31 protein-coding genes are annotated in these 15,482 nt (G+C 48.6%); all 31 read right to left on the bottom strand.

Translation table 11 applies throughout. From position 1 onward, the window contains the following. Positions 1–229 precede the first annotated feature (229 nt). Entirely contained in the window at positions 230–571 is a 342-nt protein-coding gene (gene rplQ / locus H8710_RS12955) for a 50S ribosomal protein L17 (RefSeq protein ID WP_249296266.1), read from the bottom strand. 53 nt (positions 572–624) lie between these two features. Next, the gene (locus H8710_RS12950) at positions 625–1,575 is read right to left on the bottom strand and encodes a DNA-directed RNA polymerase subunit alpha (protein ID WP_249296265.1); all 951 of its coding nucleotides are present in this window, start codon (positions 1,573–1,575) and stop codon (positions 625–627) included. Positions 1,576–1,655: 80 nt separating this feature from the next. After that, positions 1,656–2,282, bottom strand: a complete 627-nt coding sequence (gene rpsD, locus H8710_RS12945; protein ID WP_249296264.1) for a 30S ribosomal protein S4 — start codon at positions 2,280–2,282, stop codon at positions 1,656–1,658. Between the two features lie 19 nt (positions 2,283–2,301). Continuing rightward, positions 2,302–2,700 carry a 30S ribosomal protein S11 gene (gene rpsK, locus H8710_RS12940; protein WP_249296263.1) on the bottom strand — a complete coding sequence of 133 codons (399 nt, stop codon included), beginning with the start codon at positions 2,698–2,700 and terminating at the stop codon, positions 2,302–2,304. A gap of 19 nt (positions 2,701–2,719) precedes the next feature. Continuing rightward, positions 2,720–3,088 carry a 30S ribosomal protein S13 gene (gene rpsM, locus H8710_RS12935; RefSeq protein ID WP_249296262.1) on the bottom strand — a complete coding sequence of 123 codons (369 nt, stop codon included), beginning with the start codon at positions 3,086–3,088 and terminating at the stop codon, positions 2,720–2,722. A gap of 94 nt (positions 3,089–3,182) precedes the next feature. Next, positions 3,183–3,296: a 50S ribosomal protein L36 gene (gene rpmJ / locus H8710_RS12930; protein WP_249296261.1), complete on the bottom strand. Its 114-nt coding sequence runs from the start codon at positions 3,294–3,296 to the stop codon at positions 3,183–3,185. Positions 3,297–3,327: 31 nt separating this feature from the next. After that, a complete protein-coding gene (infA, locus tag H8710_RS12925; RefSeq protein WP_249296260.1) occupies positions 3,328–3,546 on the bottom strand; it encodes a translation initiation factor IF-1 in 219 nt (72 codons plus the stop codon). A 13-nt stretch (positions 3,547–3,559) separates the two neighbouring features. After that, positions 3,560–3,823 (bottom strand): KOW domain-containing RNA-binding protein, encoded by a 264-nt coding sequence (locus tag H8710_RS12920; protein ID WP_249296259.1) that lies wholly within the window; start codon positions 3,821–3,823, stop codon positions 3,560–3,562. 27 nt (positions 3,824–3,850) lie between these two features. Next, positions 3,851–4,597, bottom strand: a complete 747-nt coding sequence (gene map / locus H8710_RS12915) for a type I methionyl aminopeptidase (protein ID WP_249296258.1) — start codon at positions 4,595–4,597, stop codon at positions 3,851–3,853. Between the two features lie 5 nt (positions 4,598–4,602). Beyond that, entirely contained in the window at positions 4,603–5,235 is a 633-nt protein-coding gene (locus H8710_RS12910) for an adenylate kinase (RefSeq protein ID WP_249296257.1), read from the bottom strand. A 15-nt stretch (positions 5,236–5,250) separates the two neighbouring features. Then, complete coding sequence (secY, locus tag H8710_RS12905; RefSeq protein WP_249296256.1) at positions 5,251–6,564, bottom strand: preprotein translocase subunit SecY; 1,314 nt, start codon at positions 6,562–6,564, stop codon at positions 5,251–5,253. 1 nt (position 6,565) lies between these two features. After that, positions 6,566–7,012: a 50S ribosomal protein L15 gene (rplO, locus tag H8710_RS12900; RefSeq protein ID WP_249296255.1), complete on the bottom strand. Its 447-nt coding sequence runs from the start codon at positions 7,010–7,012 to the stop codon at positions 6,566–6,568. A 15-nt stretch (positions 7,013–7,027) separates the two neighbouring features. Next, entirely contained in the window at positions 7,028–7,207 is a 180-nt protein-coding gene (rpmD, locus tag H8710_RS12895; protein ID WP_249296254.1) for a 50S ribosomal protein L30, read from the bottom strand. Between the two features lie 11 nt (positions 7,208–7,218). After that, positions 7,219–7,719, bottom strand: a complete 501-nt coding sequence (gene rpsE, locus H8710_RS12890; protein WP_249296253.1) for a 30S ribosomal protein S5 — start codon at positions 7,717–7,719, stop codon at positions 7,219–7,221. 15 nt (positions 7,720–7,734) lie between these two features. Then, positions 7,735–8,094, bottom strand: coding sequence for a 50S ribosomal protein L18 (gene rplR, locus H8710_RS12885; protein ID WP_249296252.1), 360 nt, complete (start codon positions 8,092–8,094; stop codon positions 7,735–7,737). 18 nt (positions 8,095–8,112) lie between these two features. Continuing rightward, positions 8,113–8,652, bottom strand: coding sequence for a 50S ribosomal protein L6 (gene rplF, locus H8710_RS12880; protein ID WP_249296251.1), 540 nt, complete (start codon positions 8,650–8,652; stop codon positions 8,113–8,115). Positions 8,653–8,666: 14 nt separating this feature from the next. Beyond that, a complete protein-coding gene (gene rpsH, locus H8710_RS12875; RefSeq protein ID WP_249296250.1) occupies positions 8,667–9,065 on the bottom strand; it encodes a 30S ribosomal protein S8 in 399 nt (132 codons plus the stop codon). A 26-nt stretch (positions 9,066–9,091) separates the two neighbouring features. Beyond that, a complete protein-coding gene (locus H8710_RS12870; RefSeq protein ID WP_249296249.1) occupies positions 9,092–9,277 on the bottom strand; it encodes a type Z 30S ribosomal protein S14 in 186 nt (61 codons plus the stop codon). Positions 9,278–9,293: 16 nt separating this feature from the next. Further along, positions 9,294–9,833 (bottom strand): 50S ribosomal protein L5, encoded by a 540-nt coding sequence (gene rplE / locus H8710_RS12865; RefSeq protein ID WP_249296248.1) that lies wholly within the window; start codon positions 9,831–9,833, stop codon positions 9,294–9,296. A gap of 15 nt (positions 9,834–9,848) precedes the next feature. Beyond that, positions 9,849–10,175, bottom strand: coding sequence for a 50S ribosomal protein L24 (gene rplX / locus H8710_RS12860; protein WP_249296247.1), 327 nt, complete (start codon positions 10,173–10,175; stop codon positions 9,849–9,851). A 16-nt stretch (positions 10,176–10,191) separates the two neighbouring features. After that, a complete protein-coding gene (gene rplN / locus H8710_RS12855; protein ID WP_249296246.1) occupies positions 10,192–10,560 on the bottom strand; it encodes a 50S ribosomal protein L14 in 369 nt (122 codons plus the stop codon). Positions 10,561–10,594: 34 nt separating this feature from the next. Further along, positions 10,595–10,852, bottom strand: a complete 258-nt coding sequence (rpsQ, locus tag H8710_RS12850; RefSeq protein ID WP_249296245.1) for a 30S ribosomal protein S17 — start codon at positions 10,850–10,852, stop codon at positions 10,595–10,597. A 17-nt stretch (positions 10,853–10,869) separates the two neighbouring features. Next, a complete protein-coding gene (gene rpmC, locus H8710_RS12845) occupies positions 10,870–11,073 on the bottom strand; it encodes a 50S ribosomal protein L29 (RefSeq protein ID WP_249296244.1) in 204 nt (67 codons plus the stop codon). Continuing rightward, a complete protein-coding gene (rplP, locus tag H8710_RS12840) occupies positions 11,073–11,504 on the bottom strand; it encodes a 50S ribosomal protein L16 (protein WP_249296243.1) in 432 nt (143 codons plus the stop codon). The genes rpmC and rplP overlap by 1 nt, the downstream gene beginning before the upstream one ends. Further along, positions 11,504–12,229 carry a 30S ribosomal protein S3 gene (gene rpsC, locus H8710_RS12835; RefSeq protein ID WP_249296242.1) on the bottom strand — a complete coding sequence of 242 codons (726 nt, stop codon included), beginning with the start codon at positions 12,227–12,229 and terminating at the stop codon, positions 11,504–11,506. Before rpsC ends, rplP begins: the two co-directional genes overlap by 1 nt. 20 nt (positions 12,230–12,249) lie before the next feature. Further along, on the bottom strand, positions 12,250–12,585 hold the full coding sequence (gene rplV / locus H8710_RS12830) for a 50S ribosomal protein L22 (protein ID WP_249296241.1): 336 nt from the start codon (positions 12,583–12,585) through the stop codon (positions 12,250–12,252). Positions 12,586–12,605: 20 nt separating this feature from the next. Beyond that, a complete protein-coding gene (gene rpsS, locus H8710_RS12825) occupies positions 12,606–12,887 on the bottom strand; it encodes a 30S ribosomal protein S19 (RefSeq protein ID WP_249296240.1) in 282 nt (93 codons plus the stop codon). A gap of 19 nt (positions 12,888–12,906) precedes the next feature. Then, on the bottom strand, positions 12,907–13,740 hold the full coding sequence (gene rplB / locus H8710_RS12820; RefSeq protein WP_249296239.1) for a 50S ribosomal protein L2: 834 nt from the start codon (positions 13,738–13,740) through the stop codon (positions 12,907–12,909). A gap of 94 nt (positions 13,741–13,834) precedes the next feature. Further along, the gene (gene rplW, locus H8710_RS12815) at positions 13,835–14,128 is read right to left on the bottom strand and encodes a 50S ribosomal protein L23 (protein ID WP_249296238.1); all 294 of its coding nucleotides are present in this window, start codon (positions 14,126–14,128) and stop codon (positions 13,835–13,837) included. Beyond that, a complete protein-coding gene (rplD, locus tag H8710_RS12810) occupies positions 14,128–14,751 on the bottom strand; it encodes a 50S ribosomal protein L4 (protein ID WP_249296237.1) in 624 nt (207 codons plus the stop codon). Before rplD ends, rplW begins: the two co-directional genes overlap by 1 nt. 17 nt (positions 14,752–14,768) lie before the next feature. Continuing rightward, positions 14,769–15,401 (bottom strand): 50S ribosomal protein L3, encoded by a 633-nt coding sequence (gene rplC / locus H8710_RS12805; RefSeq protein WP_249296236.1) that lies wholly within the window; start codon positions 15,399–15,401, stop codon positions 14,769–14,771. Positions 15,402–15,482 lie beyond the last annotated feature (81 nt).

Here is a 15,482-nt window from a genome sequence, read left to right as displayed (position 1 = left end):
AATCGTCCTCTTCCCCGAAAGCGGTATCCCAAAACAAGGCAAATCCGCTGATTTCCAAAACTTTGCTAAATAAGATTATAGATTTTTATTGGTAGAGTTTCAAGTGTAAAAATATGAACAAATAAAAACTAAACCCATTGACTCGATTAAAGATTGCGGACAGGTACGCCGGGGCCTTGTCGTTTTACAATACGAAAGCCCCGTCGTATGACGGGGCTTTTGATATGCATTATGCCAATTCGATAATTGCCATCTCCGCTGCATCTCCGCGACGCGGACCGATTTTGATGATTCTTGTATAACCACCATTCTTGTCTGCGTACTTGGGAGCAATTTCATCAAATACTTTCTTTGCAACGCCCTCTTTGGTCACGTATGCAAGAACTTGACGTTTGGAGTGGAGATTATTGGATTTCCCGAGAGTAATCATCTTCTCGGTCATCGCACGAACTTCTTTGGCTCTTGTCACTGTGGTTTCAATTTTACCGTTCTCCAGCAAAAAGGTAACCATCGCTCTCAGCATAGCCTTTCTATGATCAGAGCTTCTTCCAAGTTTTCTGCTGCCTGGCATCGAAATTCACTCCTAACCTTCAGTATTATACTATTTTTATATACAAATAGTATTTATTCGTCGTCCGGGGTGAGGCTGAAGCCCAAGGCATCGAGCTTCGCCAGGACCTCTTCCAGAGACTTCCTTCCGAGGTTTCTGACTTTCATCATTTCTTCCTCGGACTTGCTGATTAAATCTTCTACCGTGTTGATTCCGGCACGTTTGAGACAGTTGAAGGAACGCACAGACAAGTCAAGCTCCTCAATGGTCATCTCCAAGACTTTTTCTTTGCCTTTGTCGTCTTTTTCGACCATGATGTCGGTCGCGTACACCTCATCTGACAGATCCACGAAGAGATTAAGATGCTCGTTGAGAACCTTGGCTCCCAGAGAGATTGCCTCTTTCGCTGAAATGGTCCCATCTGTCCACACTTCAATTGTCAGTTTGTCGTAGTCGGTAATCTGCCCTACACGGGTGTTTTCGACGGTATAATTCACCTTGAGTACGGGTGTATAGATGCTGTCCACTGGAATGGCGCCGATCACGTTCTGCAGATTCTGCTTGTTGCGCTCGCTGGGAACGTATCCGCGGCCCTTGTCGATGACGATTTCCATATACAGCTTAGCGCCCGCGCCAAGAGTTGCAATGTGCATGCCGGGGTCGAGAATCTCCACTTCGGAGTCCACTTTGATGTCGCCGGCAGTGACTTCGCATTCGCCCTCAGCTTCGATATGAATGGTTTTGGGAGCGTCGCCGTGGATTTTCGCAATCAGTCCCTTCATGTTCAGGACAATTTCGGTCACATCTTCTTTTACGCCCGGTACTGTTGAAAACTCGTGTTGAACGCCATCAATTTTGATTGATGTTACTGCCACACCGGGAAGCGAGGAGAGCAGCACCCTTCTTAAACTATTGCCTAGAGTAGTGCCGAAGCCGCGCTCGAGAGGCTCCAATACAAATCTTCCGTAAGTACCGTCCGATTTCATCTCGGCCGTCTCAATTACTGGCTTTTCAATCTCAATCATTTATAACCCTCCTAAGCAGTATATAGAAGCAGCATGGGCTGCCTGCAATCGTACACACCTTCGCAGTAGCACTTCAAACATTATTTGGAGTACAACTCGACAATCAGATGCTCCTGGACATCCAGATCAATGTCGTCGCGGTTGGGCATACGGAGGACTTTGACGGTGTAGTTCGTTCTATCCGCATCCAGCCACATGGGAACGGGTCTGGAACCACAGGTTTCATCGATTGCTTTAAATTTTTCGCTCTGGCGGGATTTCTCAGCAACAGAAATGACATCGCCTTCTTTTACGAGCAGAGAAGGAATGTTAACTTTCTTGCCATTGAGTTTGTAGTGGTTATGGACGACCAGCTGTCTTGCTTCCGCTCTGGAATTTGCAAGCCCTGCTCTATAAACGATGTTGTCCAGTCTGCTTTCCAGCAAACGAAGCAGGTTTTCACCAGTCATGCCGGGTTTTCTCTCAGCCATTTCAAAATAATGTCTGAACTGGCTCTCCAAAACGCCGTAATAACGTTTTGCGGTCTGTTTCGCTCTGAGCTGTAAGCCGTATTCAGAAACTTTTTTACGGCTCTGGCCATGCTGGCCGGGAGCGTAGTTTCTAGCAGCTACGGGGCAATGCTCGGAGTAACATTTCGTGCCCTTCAGAAACAATTTCTGCCCCTCGCGGCGACAAAGTCTGCATACCGCACCGGTATATCTTGCCATTTACTTGCACCTCCTTAAACTACACGCGTCTTCTTTTCGGCGGACGGCAGCCGTTATGCGGGATGGGAGTTACGTCTTTGATCATCCGTACCTCGAGGCCCGCAGCCTGCAATGCTCTGATTGCGGCTTCTCTTCCGGAACCAGGCCCTTTTACATAAACTTCAACGATTTTCAAGCCATGCTCCATTGCGGCTTTTGCAGCTTTTTCAGCGGCAGTCTGAGCAGCAAAAGGAGTGGATTTTTTAGAACCTCTGAAGCCCATTTCACCAGCGCTTGCCCAGGAAATTGCGTTGCCCTGAGTATCGGTGATGGTAACGATGGTATTGTTAAAGGTGGACTGGATATGAACGGCACCACGCTCGATATTTTTACGTTCGCGACGTCTGCGGACGGTGGTTTTTTTCGTAACCTTTGCCATGTGTCAGTATCCCTCCCTATTATTTCTTCTTGTTCGCGATGGTCTTCTTCGGACCTTTTCTGGTACGTGCGTTTGTTTTGGTTCTCTGTCCTCTTACAGGCAGACCTTTTCTGTGGCGCACGCCGCGGTAGCAGCCGATTTCAACCAATCTCTTGATGTTCAGAGCAACGTTTCTTCTCAGGTCGCCCTCAACTTCGTAGTTTTTGTCGATATAATCACGGAGCTTTGTCGCATCGTCTTCCGTCAGGTCTTTCACCCTGATATCGGGGTTGATGCCGGTAGCCGCGAGGATATCGTTAGCAGATTTACGACCGATGCCGAAGATGTAAGTCAAACCGATTTCGATTCTCTTTTCTCTTGGCAAGTCAACACCAGCTATACGAGCCATTAAAGTTGCACCTCCAATGCAGGAAAAATTCCCGCAGTACTTAAGTTTATTGCCATCTTCTGTGGGTTAACGCTGCTTAAGCAAAGCAGCAGGGTTAGCCCTGACGTTGTTTGTGCTTTTTCGTCTCGCAAATAACCATAACTTTGCCTTTGCGCTTGATAACTTTGCACTTTTCACAGATGGGCTTAACGGAAGGTCTTACTTTCATCTGAAATTACCTCCTTGTGAACAGTTCGTGTTTACTTGGAACGCCAAGTGATGCGTCCCTTTGTGAGATCGTAAGGCGACATTTCGACTGTCACCTTATCTCCGGGAAGGATACGGATGAAATTCATCCGGAGTTTTCCCGATATATGAGCCAATATGGTATGCCCATTCGGAAGCTCTACCTTAAACGTCGCGTTTGGCAGCGATTCCCTGACAACACCTTCAATTTCGATTACATCGTCTTTGGACAAGGCAAATTCCCTCCTACTCGTCTGATGGCGTAAGCCCACCGTAGTTAAACGGCCAAAGGGCTTGTTTCAGTTTTTTGTTAGTTTCCATTCGCATGGGATCGAAAACCGTATTCGTCACCCGAAGGTGTTTGGGATTTTTCTTTTTGGGCTTATCCAGTAATCTTGACCGGCCGTCCGCAAGATATGCAAAAGAGCTGTCAATTTTTACCACCGCAAAAAATCCCTTGTCATGTCCGCTGATGCTCTGAACCACCGAACCTACTTTCAATTCCGGCATAGATGACGTTCCTCCAAACTGTTTTGTCTATCGGACCGTCAAAATCACAGGGCCGTTTTTCGTGATAGCGATGGTGTGTTCAAAATGAGCAGACATGCTTCCTGAAACCGTTTTGGTCGTCCAGCCGTCGGACATAACCTTTACCTCGTCACCTTTAAGGTTAATCATCGGCTCGATGGCAATGGTCATTCCTTCCACCAGACGGGGACCTCTTCCGGGCCGCCCGAAATTCGGGACCTCCGGATCTTCATGCAGGTGCTTGCCGACGCCGTGGCCGACAAACTGCCTTACAATCCCATAACCGAACTGGGACACGTGGGTTTCAACCGCGTGGGAAATATCGCCGATGCGGTTACCTACCACAGCCTGTTCGATGCCTTTCATCAGGCTCGCTTGTGTTTCCTTTAAGAGCGCTTTGGTTTCATCCGAGGTGTCACCCACAATAAAGGTGTAGGCGTTGTCCCCATGAAATCCTTGATAGTAAGCCCCAACATCTATACTAACAATATCGCCCTCTTGGAGGTGGTAATCCGACGGAATACCGTGGATGACCACATCGTTGACGGAAATGCAAGCAGAAGCGGGATATCCCATATAGTTTAGGAAGGATGGTGTCGCACCGCATTTCGTGATATACTCATGAATTTTACGGTCGATTTCCTTGGTCGTAATATTCGGTTTGATCCATTCCTCAGCTACGTTCAATGCGTCGGCTGAAATTTTGCAAGCCTTCTTCATCGTTTCGAGCTCAGTCTGCGTTTTTAAAACTATCATAAAAACTACGCCTCCACAGCTTTTAGGGTCAGTGCCGTGGTATCGGCTACATCTTCCTGTCCTTCGACAACGATGAGCTTGCCGGTGGCATAGTAGTAATCTTTTAAAGGTTCTGTCTGCTGGTGGTAAACCTGCAAACGCTCTTTGATCGTATCAGGATGGTCATCTTTGCGCTGTACTGTATTGCCGCCGCATTTGTCGCACTTGCCTTCCGATTTAGAAGGTTTGTACTCCAGATGGTAGGAGGCGCCGCAGTCTTCACAAACACGTCTGCCTGACAGGCGCTTCATGATTTTCTCGTCTTCGACTTCGATATCGATGACTCGGTCAATGTTTACGCCCATTTTGTCCAAGGCTTCCGCCTGCGGGACTGTCCGGGGAAAGCCGTCCAGGATAAAACCGTTTTTACAATCGTCCTTTTCGAGTCTTTCCTTCAGAATGTTGATGACAATTTCATCGGGAACCAGTTTTCCGCCATCCATATAGGATTTGGCTTCCATCCCGAGAGCTGTCTCATTTTTGATTGCTTCACGCAGAATATTTCCTGTAGAGATTGCGGGAATTTTGAGGGTATCGCAGATTACTTCCGCCTGCGTGCCCTTGCCCGCGCCGGGTGCGCCTAATAAAATCAGATTCATCTAGAAGCTCCCTTCTTACTCTAAGAAACCTTTGTGGTGGCGCATCATCATCTGGGATTCCAGCTGTCTCATGGTCTCCAGCGCAACACCGACAACGATGAGGATGGAAGTACCGCCGAGAGAAACATTGGCCTTGGTAATCATACTAAAGATGATCGGGAATACTGCGATGAGGCCAAGGAACAGAGCGCCCAGCAAGGTAACCTTGGAGATAACTCTGGAGATGAAATCAGATGTGGGCTTGCCGGGACGGATACCCGGAATCGCGCCATTATTTTTGCGGAGATTGTTTGCAATCTCGATAGGATTGTACTGAATCGCAACATAGAAGTAGTTAAATGCAATGATCAGCAAGAAGTAAATCAGGCCGTATACCCAGTGATCTGAGTGGAAGGCCTTGAAAAACCCATCCCAGAAACCGCCGGCTTTTACATTTGGGCCCAAGAAAGTAGCAATCATGTTGGGCAGAGACACAAAGCTCATAGCAAAGATGATAGGCATAACGCCGCTCATATTAACCTTAATCGGAATGTGTGTATTCTGTCCGCCATACATTTTGCGGCCGACTACGCGTTTTGCATAGGAAACCGGGATTCTTCTCTCAGCATTGGTCATCCAAACGATAAAAGTAACCATTGCAATAAAGACAATTACAATCAGCGGTACATAGAAATAATACGCCGGGTTGGAAGAACCCATCTTCCACCAGCCGACCAGCATCTGGAAGGCTGCAGGGCCACGGGACAAAATACCGGCAAACAGGATAATCGAAATACCATTGCCCAGACCCTTTTCAGAAATCCGGTCACCCAGCCAAACAACAAGAGCAGTACCTGCGGTGAAGCACGCTATAATAATGATAGCGGCAAACACGCCGGAAAATCCGCTTTTATATTTTAGGATGTTGCCCTGACTGTTTTTCAGCAGGAAGTAGAAAGCTGTCGCCTGAATCAACGCCAGACCCAACGTCACATAACGAGTGATCTTCTGAATCTTTTTGTGGCCTTCCGAGCCTTCCTTCTGGAGACGCTCCAATGCAGGAATCGCCACCGTCAAAAGCTGTATGATAATGGACGCGTTGATGTAAGGCGTAATAGACATTGCGAAGACGGTTGCTTGGGAAAGCGCACCGCCGGTCATGATGTTCAGGTAACTTAAGAAATCACCGGAGCCAGCGCCAGTTTTGAACAGATCCTGAAGTGCTACAGGATCCAGAAAAGGTACGGTAATGTAGGAACCGATGCGGAAAATCAGGAGGATAAGCAAAGTATACAGGATCTTCTTGCGAAGTTCCGGCTGTTTGAATGCATTTCTCCAAGTTTCAAACATCTTACATCACCTCGGCCTTTCCTCCTGCGGCCTCAATCTTTTCTTTGGCAGATTGGGAGAAGGCAGCAGCCTTAACGGTTAATTTCTTGCTGATTTCGCCGTTGCCGAGAACTTTCACGCCGTCGTACTGTTTGTTGACGAGGCCCGAAGCGATGAGAGCATCGGTGTCTACCACTGCGCCATCCTCAAATTTGTCCTGCAAATCGGTGAGGTTTACGATGGCGTATTTGGTAGCAAAATTGTAGTTATTGAATCCTCTTTTGGGAAGACGTCTGTGCAAAGGCATCTGTCCGCCTTCGAATCCAGGTCTTACGCCACCGCCGGAACGGGCGTTTTGGCCTTTATGACCTTTACCTGCTGTTTTTCCATTACCGGAACCGTGACCGCGGCCGACGCGGAAATGCTCTTTTTTAGAGCCGGCTGCCGGAGCTAATTCGTGCAGTTTCATACTCGCACCTCCTTACTAGTCTTCTGTAACCTCGACGAGGTGGGAAATTTTAAAAACCTTGCCTTTGGTGGCAGCGTTATCCGGCTGAACGGTAACGTCGCCGACTTTTCTCAAGCCAAGAGAAGCGGCAATGGCAATCTGGTCTTTCTTCTTCCCAGCAAGACCTTTAACAAGTTTCACTTTGAGGTTTGCCATAAGTCTGCCCCCTAACCTAAAATCTCTTCAACAGATTTGCCTCTGATCGCCGCAACCTGCTGGGCGGTTCTCAAGGACTGCAAACCATTGATGGTCGCTCTGACAACGTTACAAGGATTGTTGGAACGCAGAGCTTTGGTTCTGATGTCCTTGATGCCGGCGGTTTCAACAACAGCACGGACAGGGCCACCAGCGATAACTCCAGTACCTTCTGGAGCCGGTTTCAAAAGCACTCTGCCGGCGCCAAACTCACCGATAACTTCGTGAGGAATGGTGGTGCCTTTCAGAGCGATCTGGATCATATTTTTCTTCGCGTCTTCGATGCCTTTGCGGATCGCGTCGGGAACCTCTCCCGATTTACCAAGGCCAAAACCGATTTTGCCATTGCCGTCTCCAACTACAACCAAAGCTGCAAATTTGAAGATACGACCGCCTTTTACGGTTTTGGAAACACGGTTAATCGCTACGACTCTTTCCTGCAAATCCGAAGCGGGATTTTCTATTCTAGCCAAACGAATACCTCCTCATTAGAACTTGAGGCCGCTTTCACGGGCTCCTGCGGCTAACTGCTCTACTCTGCCGTGGAAGATGTAACCGCCACGGTCGAACACTACTTCGGTGATTCCTTTTGCTGCAGCTTTTTCAGCAATTTTCTGTCCAACTTTAAATGCGCCTTCTTTGTTGCCGCCGTTTAAGTCGAAATCCTTATCGGTGGAAGCAGCTGCTGCAAGGGTAACGCCGTTTACGTCATCAATCAGTTGAGCGTAGATATGCTTAGCGGAGCGGAATACATTTAAGCGTGGACGCTCAGGTGTGCCGCTGATTTTGCCGCGCACCCTGCGGTGTCTCTTTAAACGAGCCTTGTTGCTATCAGGCTTATTTACCATTGCTTGTCACTCCTTTAATTACTTCTTACCAGTCTTGCCTTCTTTGCGCTGGATATATTCTTCAGCGTACTTAATTCCCTTGCCTTTATAGGGCTCCGGAGGACGTTTCTCGCGGACGTTTGCCGCAAACTGTCCAACCTTCTGCTTGTCGGGGCCGGAAATTACAATTTTGTTGGGAGCCGGCACTTCAATGGAAATGCCGTCAATTTCGGACATGATGACCTGGTGGGAATACCCCAGGTTCATGACGAGGTCCTTGCCCTGCTTTGCGGCACGGTAACCAACGCCGTTGACTTCCAAAGTTTTGCTGAAGCCTTCAGTCACGCCTACAACCATGTTGTTGACCAAAGATCTGGTCAGGCCGTGAAGCGCTCTGTGGTTTTTATTGTCGCTGGGTCTTGTAACGATAATCTCGTTATTCTCAAGAGCGACAGTTATATCCTTGTGGACGTCTCTTTCCAGAGTTCCCTTAGGTCCTTTCACAGCAATATGGCTGCCGTCGATTTTTACATCGACACCGGAGGGAACAGCAATGGGTTTTCTACCAATTCGAGACATAGCTATTTACCTCCTTACCATACAAATGCAAGGACTTCGCCGCCCACATTCTCTTTGCGCGCCTTTTTATCGGTCATTACGCCTTTGGATGTGGAAACGATGGCGATGCCGAGGCCTTTCATGACCCTGGGCATTTCCTCGCAGTTAGAATAAATACGCAGGCCAGGTTTGGAAACTCTGCGCAGTCCGGTGAGCACCGGGGTTTTGTTGTCGCCGTATTTTAGCGTCATACGAATCACGCCCTGCTTTCCGTCTTCAATGACCTGAAAGCCTTTTACATATCCTTCGTCAACGAGGATCTGCGCGATCGATTTCTTCATATTAGATGCAGGAATATCCACCGTGTCGTGTTTAGCTGAATTCGCATTACGGATGCGGGTCAGCATATCTGCGATTGTATCGGTGATTTGCATACCGTCAACCTCCTTTACTCGGTACTTTACCAGCTGGCCTTCTTCACGCCGGGAATCTGCCCTTTATAGGCCAGTTCTCTGAAGCAGATGCGGCAGATGCCGTATTTTCTCAGATAAGCGTGGGGGCGACCGCAGATTTTGCACCTGCTGTAGGCACGGGTGGAAAACTTAGGCTCTCTTTGCTGTTTGACAATCATAGATCTTTTAGCCATTTAATTATTTCCTCCCTTATTTAGAAAATGGAGCGCCCATCAGTGTCAAAAGCTCACGGGCTTCTTCATCGGTTTTTGCAGTGGTAACGAAGCAGATGTCCATACCACGGATTTTATCGATTTTATCGTATTCAATTTCAGGGAATATGAGCTGCTCTTTGAGGCCCATGGAGTAGTTACCGCGGCCATCAAAAGCGTCGGGATTAATTCCTCTGAAATCTCTTACGCGGGGAAGAGCAACATTGAAAAAACGGTCAATGAACTCATACATTTTTTCAGCGCGCAGGGTCACCTTGGCGCCGATGATCATGCCTTCACGAAGTTTAAAGTTAGCGACGGATTTTTTTGCTTTACAGGTAACCGGTTTCTGTCCTGTAATCGCGGTCAAATCCTTCAAAACAGCGTCCATCATCTTCTGATTTTCGCGTGCTTCACCACAACCTACGTTGATAACTACCTTTTCAATCTTCGGAATCTGCATGACACTTTTGTAGCCGAATTTCTTCATCAGAGCAGGGGCTACATCGCTTTTATAATAATCTCTCAGACGAGCCATGTCTTTTCCTCCATCCTAGAAAGTTTCTCCGCAAGAAGCGTGTTTGCACTGGCGCTTTTTGGTTCCATCTTTCTCGACTTTATGACCTACTCTTGTAGGTTTGCCGCATTTGGGGCAGATGGGCATTACTTTGCAAGCGTATAGGGGAGCTTCCGCCTTGACGATGCCGCCCTGCTGGCCCATGGCGCGGGGTTTCACGTGCTTAGTAGCAACGTTGAGGCCCTCGACGATGACCTTGCCCTCTTTGGGGCTGACTTCCAAAACTTTGCCTTTTTTACCTTTGTCTTTACCGCTGATAATCATCACGTTATCGCCGGTTTTGACGTGCAATTTATTAGCCATAAACTTGCACCTCCTATTAAAGCACTTCCGGTGCGAGAGAGAGGATCTTCATGTATTCTTTTTCACGAAGCTCTCTGGCGACCGGCCCGAAAATACGGGTGCCTCTGGGGTTTTTATCTTCTCTGATGAGGACTGCTGCATTTTCATCGAATCTGATGTAAGTGCCGTCCTCACGGCGCAAGCCTTTTGCTGAACGAACGATCACGGCTTTGACGACTTCACCTTTTTTTACAACGCCGCCTGGTGTTGCCTTTTTAACCGAAGCAACAACGACGTCGCCAATATTAGCATATCTTCTGCCGGAACCGCCCAATACACGGATACACATAAGCTCTTTGGCGCCGGTATTGTCAGCAACCTTTAAGCGGGTCTGCATCTGTATCACAGTGAGTTCCTCCTTTCGAGATTAGGCAAACAAATTATTTCGCCTTTTCGATGATTTCGCAAACTCTCCATCTTTTGTCCTTGGACAACGGACGGGTTTCCATCAACATTACTCTGTCGCCTTCGCCGCAAGAATTCTCTTCGTCGTGGGCTTTGACTTTGACGGTGCGTTTTACGATTTTATTGTAAAGGGGGTGTTTAACGTTGTCCAAAATGGCAACGACGACCGTTTTATCCATTTTGTTGCTAACAACTGTACCGACCCTCGTTTTTCTGAGGTTTCTATCGCTCACAGTTTGGTCCTCCCTTCTTATTTGGCGCCTTCTTTGGCATCCAGCTCTTGCATGACGGTCTTCACGCGAGCAATATCTTTTTTCACTGCTTTGATGCGTGTGGGATTGTCGAGCTGGTTGACAGCAAGCTGAAAGCGCAGGTTAAAAAGTTCGTCCTTCAATTCTTTCAGTTTATCCTGGAGTTCCACCATGTTCAACTCTCTGATCTCAGTAGCTTTCATTATTGCTCACCACCTGTCTCTGTATCTTCACGTTTCACAAACTTGCATTTGATGGGCAGCTTGTGCGCAGCAAGACGCATAGCCTCGCGAGCCAGTTCCTCGGAAACGCCGGCGATTTCAAACATAACTCTGCCGGGTTTAACCACTGCGACCCAGTACTCGGGAGAACCTTTACCTTTACCCATTCGGGTTTCGGCAGGCTGCTCGGTAACGGGCTTGTCAGGGAAGATTTTGATCCAAACCTGACCGCCACGCTTGATGTAACGGGTCATGGCGATACGTGCTGCTTCAATCTGGTTGGAGGTAATCCAGCAGGGCTCTAGAGCCTGCAATCCGAATTCTCCATGGCTTACAAAATTACCGCGGGTAGCTTTACCCTTCATCCGTCCTCTTTGCTGACGACGGTATTTTACACGCTTTGGAAGAAGCATTATCGGTTACCTCCTTCCTGTCTCGGTCTTCTGTTGTTTCTGGGGCGGTCGTTCCGATCGTTTCTGGGAGCTCTTGCGGGTCTCTTTGTGACTTCGCCTTTCAAAACTTCACCAGAGTAGATCCAAACTTTAACGCCAATTTTACCGTAAGTGGTGTTCGCCTCTGCAAAACCGTAGTCAATGTCTGCACGGAGGGTCTGCAGCGGAACAGTACCTTCGTCATAATGCTCGGTACGGGCGATTTCAGCACCTCCGAGACGGCCGCTGACGCAGGTTTTGATACCTTTCGCGCCCAAACGCATAGTGCGTCCGATAGCCTGCTTCATGGCACGGCGGAAAGAAATTCTTCTTTCCAGCTGGGAAGCGATGCTCTCAGCGACCAGCTGTGCGTTGAGGTCAGGCTGTCTCACCTCGACGATATTGACATGAACGGGCTTGCCGATCATTTTTTCCAGACGAGCGCGGAGCTCGTTGATTTTAGCGCCGCCCTGGCCGATAACCATGCCGGGTTTTGCGCAGTGAATGTGAATTCTCACTTTTAATGCATCACGTTCGATTTCGATGCGGGGAACGCCTGCAGCTTTCAATTCCTCTTTGATGAAATTACGAACATTGTAATCCTCAACAAGGGTATCGCCGAAAGCATTACCATTGACAAACCAGCGGGAATCCCAATCTTTGATAACTCCTACACGAAGTCCGTGCGGATTTACTTTTTGGCCCATAGTTTACCTCCTCTTTCAGCTTATTCCTTTTCCTTCAGGACAAGGGTGACATGCGAAGTTCTCTTGAATACTCTAAAGGCACGGCCCTGTGCTCTTGGTCTGATTCTCTTCATGATGGGACCGGGGCATACAAAGCATTCCGCAACATACAGATTGTTGACATCCATATTAAAGTTGTGGTCTGCGTTTGCGATGGCCGACTTCAGAAGCTTCTCGAGATGCTCACAAGCAGCTTTTGGTGTGTGTCTGAGAATTGCCATAGCGGTGTCAGTGTCTTTACCTCTGATGAGGTCGAGAACGATCTGAACCTTTCTGGGAGCGATGCGTACATTTCTCAGGTAAGCTTTTGCTTCCATTCAAAAATCCTCCTTTCGGCCTACTTTCCGTTATTTGATGTCTTAGAGCCAGCGTGGCCTCTGTAAGTTCTGGTGGGGGCAAACTCGCCGAGTTTGTGACCGACCATATCCTCTGTTACGTACACCGGAACGTGTTTGCGTCCGTCGTGTACAGCAAATGTATGTCCAACGAATTCAGGGAAAATAGTGGAGGATCTGCTCCAGGTTTTCAAAACCTTCTTTTCGCCTGCATCGTTCATGGCGACAACTCTTTTATACAGCGCAGGCTGTACGAAAGGGCCCTTTTTAACACTTCTACCCATGATTCATCTGCCTCCTTTCTTACTTCGCGTTTCTGCGTTTTACGATAAACTTGTCGGAGCGATGATGTTTCGCGCGGGTCTTGTAACCCAGAGTGGGTTTACCCCAAGGGGTAACAGGGGAAGGACGGCCGATGGGAGATTTACCTTCACCACCACCATGAGGATGGTCGCAGGGGTTCATGACGGAACCACGAACGGTAGGTCTCCAACCCATGTGACGTTTTCTACCGGCTTTACCGATGGAAACGTTCTCATGATCGATGTTGCCGACCTGGCCGACAGTTGCCATGCATCTAGCGGGAATGTTTCTGAGTTCACCGGAGGGAAGTCTGACGAGAGCGTACTCGCCTTCTTTCGCCATCAGCTGAGCCTGGTTTCCAGCCGCACGAACAAGCTGAGCGCCTTTACCGGGGTACAGCTCGACGTTATGAATGAAGGTACCAACAGGAATGTTGGACATAGGAAGGGCGTTGCCGGGTTTGATGTCAGCATCGGCGCCACTTCTGACTTTATCGCCGACTTTCAGGCCGTTGGGAGCGAGGATGTAGCGTTTTTCGCCGTCCTCGTACTGAACGAGTGCGATATGAGCCGAACGGTTGGGATCGTACTCCAAGGTGAGGACGTTAGCGTCCATGCCCTGTTTGTCGCGTTTGAAGTCGATAATACGGTATTTGGTTCTGTTTCCGCCTCCGCGGTGACGGACAGTGATGCGGCCGTAGCTGTTGCGGCCGGAATTCTTCTTCATGGGCTCCAAAAGGCTTCTTTCAGGAGCGACTTTAGACAGAGAAGAATAATCGGTAACTGTCATTTGACGTCTGCCGGGAGTGGTGGGGTTATATGACTTAATTGCCATTTTAATTCACTCTCCTAATTCGGTTTAGCGAGAAGCTTGATACTTCCCATACATCACCCAGGGAAAAATCCCTGAATCGCTGAATCAATTCAGCTTAGATCATACCCTCGAAGAACTCGATTGCTTTGGAGTCTTCGCTCAAGGTCACGATTGCTTTTTTCCAATCAGGGGTGTATCCGGCAGTGCGGCCCTGTCTTTTCAACCGGCCTTTGCAGTTCATGGTGTTCACTTTGTCAACGGTGACGTTGAAAAGGGATTCCACTGCTTTGGCGATCTCAATCTTATTTGCATCTTTCGCAACTTTGAAGGTGTATTTTTTCAGAGAGATGCCAGCCATGGATTTTTCAGTAATGATAGGCTTCAGAATAATATCCTGTGCTCTTTTCATTATGCGTACACCTCCTCGATCTTCTGAGCGGCGTCTTTAACCACGATGAATTTGTCGTAGTTCAACACGTCGTAAACATTCAGAGTGTTGACGTAAGCGGTCTTCACGCCGGGAATGTTCTGTGCGCTCTTGACGACTTTCTCGTCGTTCTGCTCCAGCACGATAAGGGCTTTTTTCTCAGCGCCCAATGCTTTGAGCATGTTGACAATAGTCTTGGTTTTGAACTCGTTCATCTCGATCTTGTCGACGACTACCAGATTGTTGTCGAGGACCTTCGAGGAGAACGCGGATTTCAGCGCCAGTCTCTTCATCTTTTTATTCATTGCCAGTCTATAGCTGCGGGGCTTGGGTCCGATTGCGACGCCGCCGCCGACCCACTGGGGAGCTCTGATGGAGCCCTGTCTCGCATGACCTGTACCCTTTTGACGCCACGGCTTGCGGCCGCCGCCTCTAACCTCGGTACGGGTGAGGGTGGACTGAGTGCCCTGACGCTGGTTGGCAAGGTAAGCAACTACTGCCTGGTGCATAACCGCGGTGTTCGGTTTGATTCCAAATACGGCTTCGGAAAGTTCTATCTGAGAGACTTCTTTGCCCGCCATATCAAATACGGAAACCTTTGGCATTATAATTCCTCCTTCCCTTAAGCCTTCTTGCTGTCAGAGAGGATAACCACGCCGCCTTTGGGGCCGGGGATCGCGCCTCTGATGGCAATCAGATTGTTTTCAGCATCGACTTTGACGACTTCCAGGTTCTGAACGGTAACCCGCTCGTGACCCATGTGGCCAGGCATTCCCTTACCCTTGAAGATTCTAGAGGGGTCGGAAATAGCGCCCATGGAGCCTGCATGTCTCGCGACAGGGCCTGTACCATGAGAAGCTCTCAGGGAATGGTTTCCATGCCGTTTGATAGAACCTGCGAAGCCTTTACCTTTGCTAGTGCCGGTTGCGTCGATCATGTCGCCGACTTCAAAAGTGTCAGCCTTGATCACGTCGCCGACATTGTATGCGCTGCAATCGTCCATTCTGAATTCTCTCAGAGTTCTCTTTGCAGCGACGTCAGCTTTTTCAAAATGGCCTTTGAGCGGCTTGCTGATCTTGTGTGGTTTCGCGTCGCCAAATCCTACCTGGATGGCTTCGTAGCCGTCATTCTGCTCGGTTTTCTTCTGAACAACCACGCAAGGGCCAGCTTCAACCACGGTTACCGGAATGACTTTTCCGTTTTCATCGAAAATCTGGGTCATACCGATTTTCTTACCGATGATTCCTTTTTTCATCTTTTTTCCTCCTTATAGGCTATTGGTTGGCCTCACGCCAACGTGACCTTCCGAAACTCTCAGGAAAGTGTTTCGGAAATG

Origin of the sequence: Fumia xinanensis (genome assembly GCF_014384905.1) — a bacterium.
GTDB classification, from domain to species: Bacteria; Bacillota; Clostridia; order Oscillospirales; family Ruminococcaceae; genus Fumia; species Fumia xinanensis.
This window is presented reverse-complemented; position numbering and strand designations above follow the sequence as displayed.